Source organism: Hymenobacter agri, assembly GCF_054778495.1.
This window is the reverse complement of the sequence record NZ_BAAGZM010001122.1, coordinates 1-788: the sequence shown is the minus strand read 5'-3', so window position 1 is coordinate 788 and position 788 is coordinate 1. Positions and strand designations below refer to the sequence as shown.

The window sequence follows — 788 nt, the reverse complement described above, 5'->3', positions numbered from 1 at the left end:
GCCACCGGGGCAATGGCGGGAAGCGGCGGCGTGCCAGCGGCTTGGCCGCGCGCCACTGGAGCGCCCCAACAGGCGAGCGCAAAAGCCCCGCCGATGGCAGTAGTCTTGATAAGCATATAGCAGGAAAAGCAAGGTGAAAGACGGTCGCTAAGCCCCGCTATTACAACTCGCGCACTACCAGTTCCAGCCCCGAGTTGCTGATAATGCACTGCGGGCAGTTGGGATAAGACGTTTGCCGCTGCACCCAGGCCGCCTTTTTTTTGCGGTAATCCCAGGTTTGCGGCTGCGCGGTGGTGCGTACATCGCGGATGCAGATGAAATCGCCGGCATTCACGAGGCGCTGCCGCCGCGGGGCCGCCGGGTTGCACAGCCGCACGTGCATGTAGGGCAGGTGGGTGCCGAAGCCTTTGCTGGCAAACAACGTGTCGCCCAGGTAGCGGTAAGGTGGCTTCGGTGCTCCTTCCGCTACCACAAATACTCCGGCGGCGGGCATCGTCAAATGGTAGGCGCGCACGTCCAGCGTCAGCACGCCGTTTTTGGCGCGGCGCACTTCGCGGTCGGTTACGGCAATGGGCGCGGGCAACAGCGCCCGGGCCGATGGCGCGTGCGTGCTGCTGTCGGGCAGCAGCAGGCTTACCAGCAGCAGGCCGTTGTTGCTCAGGTTATACTGTTTCGAAACTAATACCCGAATGGCGGTGAGGTCGTACTCGTGCGACCCGGCGGGGGGCCGATGCAGCACGGCAGTCCGCACGCCGGGCGTGAACGTGCGCACCGCAAGCTCGGGCCCC

1 protein-coding gene is annotated in these 788 nt (G+C 64.7%); it reads right to left on the bottom strand.

Translation table 11 applies throughout. The features are described from left to right. Positions 1 to 160: 160 nt before the first annotated feature. On the bottom strand, positions 161 to 788 hold a 628-nt coding region (locus tag ACYVDE_RS24850; protein ID WP_460504195.1), incomplete at its 5' end, for a hypothetical protein.